This window comes from Streptomyces boluensis (assembly GCF_009908195.1).
Taxonomy (GTDB): Bacteria; Actinomycetota; Actinomycetes; order Streptomycetales; family Streptomycetaceae; genus Streptomyces; species Streptomyces boluensis.
In genome coordinates this window covers 1-4,210 of sequence record NZ_JAAAHS010000525.1, presented here as the reverse complement: position 1 = coordinate 4,210, position 4,210 = coordinate 1, and the positions used below count along the sequence as shown (strand labels likewise).

Below are 4,210 nucleotides of genomic sequence, written 5' to 3'. Positions count from 1 at the left end.
GCCCCGAGTCGGGGGCAGCACGGGCGCGGGTCGGAGCAGAGCAGACCCGATGCGGAGTTACGCGTTGGCCTGCGCCGTGACCTTCTCGTCGGCCTGCGCGGGCTGCTCCGGCTGCTCGGTGGGCTCGGTGGGCGTGGTCGTGGCCTGTGCGGCCTTGGTGGTGGCCGCTGCCGTGGTGGCGGCGGACGAGCCGTTGGCCGCGCCGAACCACACCGCGCCCTGCTTCTCCTCGCGCTCGATGGCACCCTTGCGCAGCAGGCCGTTGAGGGCGTTGCGCACCGACTGCGTGCTGGACGCGCGCTCCGGGTGGTGCTGCTTCAGCTCGTCGAAGATCTCGCGCACGGTGCGCCGCTCGGGGGTGTGCCCGACGAGCAGCCCGGAGATGACGTCCTGAAGCGTGAGGGCGTTCTTGGCCTTGGGTTCGGCCTTGGGCGCGGGAGTTTCGGCCTTCGCGGCGGGCTTGGCGGCCGTCTTGGTGGTGGCCTTGGTGGTGGCCTTCTTGGCTACCTTCGTCGTGGCCTTCGTGGTGGCCTTCGTGCTGGTGGCGGGCTTCTTGGCCGCAGCGGCCTTCTTCGTGCCCGTCACCTTCTTGGCACCCGTGGCCTTCTTCGCCGTGGCGGCCGCCTTGGCGGGGGTTGCCTGGGTGGTGGTGGCCTCGGCGGTCGCCTTGGTGGTGGTCGCCTTCTTGCGGGTGCGGCGCTGCTGCGGCACGGACTCGGCCGCCGGCTTGGCCTCGTCGGTCACCGGCTCGGGGGTGGGCGCGGGGGCGGTGACCGGCTGGTCCCGAGGAGTGGTCTCATGGTCGAGGGCCGCGAGCAGACCGCTCAACGCCGTGTGGTCGTCCCGTAGTTGTCGAAGTCGCTCCTCGAGTTCCTTCTGCTCCTGCTCGTTGCGCGCCAACTCCTGGGCGAACTGCGGGGCGTAGCGATCCTGGACCGAGGATGCGGGCTGCTCGTCAGACACAACGGCTCTCTTTCGTCGGGTTGTTGGAGTCGTTTGCCCGGATGCTACTCACCCATGTACACCCGGTGTCCTCGAAGTGGCATTACCTCACCCATGTGTGGTGCGAGAACGGCGTGAGGCATGAGTCACAGAAGAATCAACCACCGAGTGCACAACCATCCATAATTGTCCGTTTCTTGGGTCCTCTTCCTGATCGACGAAGTCCCAGGCGCCGGCAAACCCCTGAAACAGCAGGTCACGGCCGCCCTACACTCATCGCACTCTCGACCCGGAAGGTCTCAAGTGACGTTGAACCGTGCCCTCGCCGCTGTCGTCGCGGCCGCCGTGACGACACCCGTCGCGCTGCTCGCCGCCACACCCGCGGCCGCCCTGAGCGACCCCGCGGCACACCCCCGGCTCGCGTCGCAGACCGCCTCGCAGACCGCCCCGCAGAGCCCCTCGACGTACGAGGAGCTGCAGAAGGCGGCGGCCGCGGCGAAGAAGGCGTACGACGACGCGTTCACCGCCGAGCAGGAAGGGCGCAAGGAGGTCGACGCCACGCTGGACGCGCTGGACTCCGAGTCGCACCCGTTGAACGCCGCGTGGCGCACCGCGCAGCAGGCCGCCGAGGACGCCGCCGACGCGAAGGCGGCGGCCGACCGGGACGTCGAGGACGCCAAGTCCGCGCTCGACGCGGCCGGGAGCGAGGCCGAGAAGGCCGCCGCGCAGAAGGCCCTCGACGAGGCGGAGGCCGCGAGGGCCGAGGCGGTCGAGACCCTGGACGCGGCGCGCGCGAAGGCCAAGACGGCACGTACCGACCTTGATGACGCGCGGGTGGCGGCGGTGCGGAAGTACCACCTGGTGAAGCAGGCGTTGACGGAGGCGCGCGAGGCCAAGGAGGCCGCCGACAAGGCGCTCGCCGAGGCCAAGGAGTGTGTCCGGGAGAACGCGCTCACCGCGGTCGCGGTGGACCTCCCGGCGAAGGTCGTCGCGGGTGAGCCGGTGGAGTTCCGGTTCCGCATCGACAACGGCACCACGCGCACCCTGGACATCGACCCGCTGACCGGCGTCCACCTGAAGGACGCGCGGGCCGAGACGCCGAAGGTCGAGTGGTCCGACGGCTCGGCCTGGCACACCCTGAAGGGTGACGGTGCCGAACACCTGGGCCGTGTCGAGGAGTTGGCGCCGGGTGAGCGCGAGGACATCGCGATGCGGATGACGGTGGACGCGAAGGTGGCGAAGGGCGACGGGTTCGCGCTGTTCGCCGCGGACGCCTCCGACGCGTACCGGCCGTGTGTGCTCGGCCCGATGAAGCGGTACGACTTCGAGGTGCTGCCCGCCGGGAGCAAGCCGGGTCCGGTGGACGAGGCGAAGCCGGGCAAGCCCGGTGCGGGGGACGACGAGCGTCCCGGTTCCGGCGCGTCGGGCACGGGTTCGGACTCAGACTCCGGCCCCGGCCCCGGCTCCGGCTCGGGTGCGGGTTCGGGTTCGGGTTCCGCCGACGGCAAGGGCTCGGACGCGCAGGGCGGCGCCGGGAAGCCGGTGGGTGACCTCGCGTCGACGGGCGCGCCCTCGGCCTCACTGCCGCTCGCGCTCGCGGGTGCGGGCGCGGTGGCGCTCGGCGCGGGCGCGGTGTTCGTCGTACGGCGCCGCAAGGTCGCGGCGGACAACTGACCGTACGGGCCTGCCTGTTGCCCGGCGTTCTTCTTGCCGGACGCTCAGCCGGGGGCCGAGCGTCCGGTGCGCCAGTAGCCGACGAAGGCGATGCCGGACTTCGGCAACCCCCGTTCGCGGTGGAGGTGGCGGCGGGCCCCCGTGGCGAGGGCACTCTCGCCGCACACCCAGGCGTAGCCCGGCGGCTCGGCCAGATCGGGGCCGGTGAGGGTGGCGAGGGCGAGCGTGCCGGGTGTCCGGTCGTGGTCGTCGCGGGGCAGCCACCGCACCTCGGCCCCCTCGGGCGCCTCGACGGGGCGGATGTCGCCGCTCGACGGGACCTCGAGGAGCACCGTCGCCTTCAAGAGCCGCCCGCACCCGCAAGCGATCGTCCCCGCACGCGATCGTCCCGGTTCGGTGAAAGCGCGGGACGGGCTCGCCGCGGGTCCGTACGTTGGGTCGGCATGAGACCCCGTATCGCCGTGATCGGCAGCGGCCCCGCCGGCCTCGCGTTCGCCCGTGTGCTGCACCGTCACGGGCACCCCGTCACCGTCCTCGAACGCGAGCCCGCCCGCGACGCCCGACCGGCGGGCGGCACCCTGGACCTGCACGAGGGGCTCGGTCAACTCGCCCTGGAGAAAGCCGGGTTGCTGGACGGGTTCCTGGCGCTTGCCCGGCCCGAGGGGCAGGCCATGCGCATCCTGGACCCGGACGGGACCGTCCTCCGTGACTGGCGACCCGGACCGGACGAGCGGGCCAACCCCGAGATCGACCGCGGGCAACTCCGCGACCTGTTGCTCGGCCCGCTGGACGTGCGGTGGGGATGGGCCGTGACGGAGGTGGTGCCGAAGGGCGGGGACGGCGTGCTTGCCCGTTGCGCGGACGGGCGGCAGGAGACGTTCGACCTCGTGATCGGGGCGGACGGCGCCTGGTCCCGGGTCCGCCCTGCGCTCTCGTCCGCGACGCCTCGGTACACCGGCGTCACCCTGGTCGAGACCTCCCTCGACGAGGTCGACCCCGCCACCCCGACCTCGCCCGGCTGGTCGGCGACGGTTCCGTGGCCGTGTACGGCGTGAACCGCGCAGTCGTCGCGCAACGCAACAGCGGCGGGCACGTCAAGGTGTACGCCCAGTTCCGTACGGAGCTCCACAAGGACCTTGATCCGTCCGGTGTCGAGGCCGTACGGGCACGCCTGCTGGCCCGGTTCGACGGCTGGGCCGCGCCCGTCCTCGACCTCCTCCGGCACGGCACCGCGTTCGTCGACCGCCCCCTCTACGCCCTGCCCGTGTCCCACACCTGGGCCCACGTCCCCGGCGTGACGCTCCTGGGCGACGCCGCGCACCTGATGCCCCCGCTCGGGGCGGGCGCGAACCTCGCACTGCTCGAGGGTGCCGAGCTCGCCGAGGCTGTCGTCGCCGCCCACGGCCCCGGAGAGCTGGACGACGCCGTCCGCGCCTTCGAGGAGCGGATGTGGGCGCGGGCCGCCAGGTGGGCGGAGATCACGGCGGCCGGGCTTGAACGCCTCGTCAGCCCTGACCCCGCCGCGGCCGTCGCCCTCTTCGACGAGGTCCAGGCCTGACGCCAAGACCGGCCGTCCCTCGCGACCCCCCGTCCC

Annotated in this window: 3 protein-coding genes and 1 pseudogene; 2 read left to right on the top strand and 2 right to left on the bottom strand. The window is 72.7% G+C overall.

Annotated features, from left to right (window positions below):
• Positions 1-57: 57 nt before the first annotated feature.
• Positions 58-963 (bottom strand): hypothetical protein, encoded by a 906-nt coding sequence (locus GUY60_RS35165; protein WP_161705395.1) that lies wholly within the window; start codon positions 961-963, stop codon positions 58-60.
• Positions 964-1,245: 282 nt separating this feature from the next.
• Here GUY60_RS35165 and GUY60_RS35160 point away from each other — a divergent pair, with 282 nt between their 5' ends.
• Positions 1,246-2,616 carry an LPXTG cell wall anchor domain-containing protein gene (locus tag GUY60_RS35160; protein WP_312866544.1) on the top strand — a complete coding sequence of 457 codons (1,371 nt, stop codon included), beginning with the start codon at positions 1,246-1,248 and terminating at the stop codon, positions 2,614-2,616.
• Between the two features lie 44 nt (positions 2,617-2,660).
• Here the strand turns inward: GUY60_RS35160 and GUY60_RS38425 are convergent, their stop codons facing one another.
• Positions 2,661-2,960, bottom strand: a complete 300-nt coding sequence (locus tag GUY60_RS38425) for a siderophore-interacting protein (RefSeq protein WP_188133216.1) — start codon at positions 2,958-2,960, stop codon at positions 2,661-2,663.
• Positions 2,961-3,059: 99 nt separating this feature from the next.
• Between GUY60_RS38425 and GUY60_RS35150 the strand changes: the two are divergent.
• Positions 3,060-4,174, top strand: a pseudogene (locus GUY60_RS35150) (FAD-dependent oxidoreductase).
• Positions 4,175-4,210: the final 36 nt, after the last annotated feature.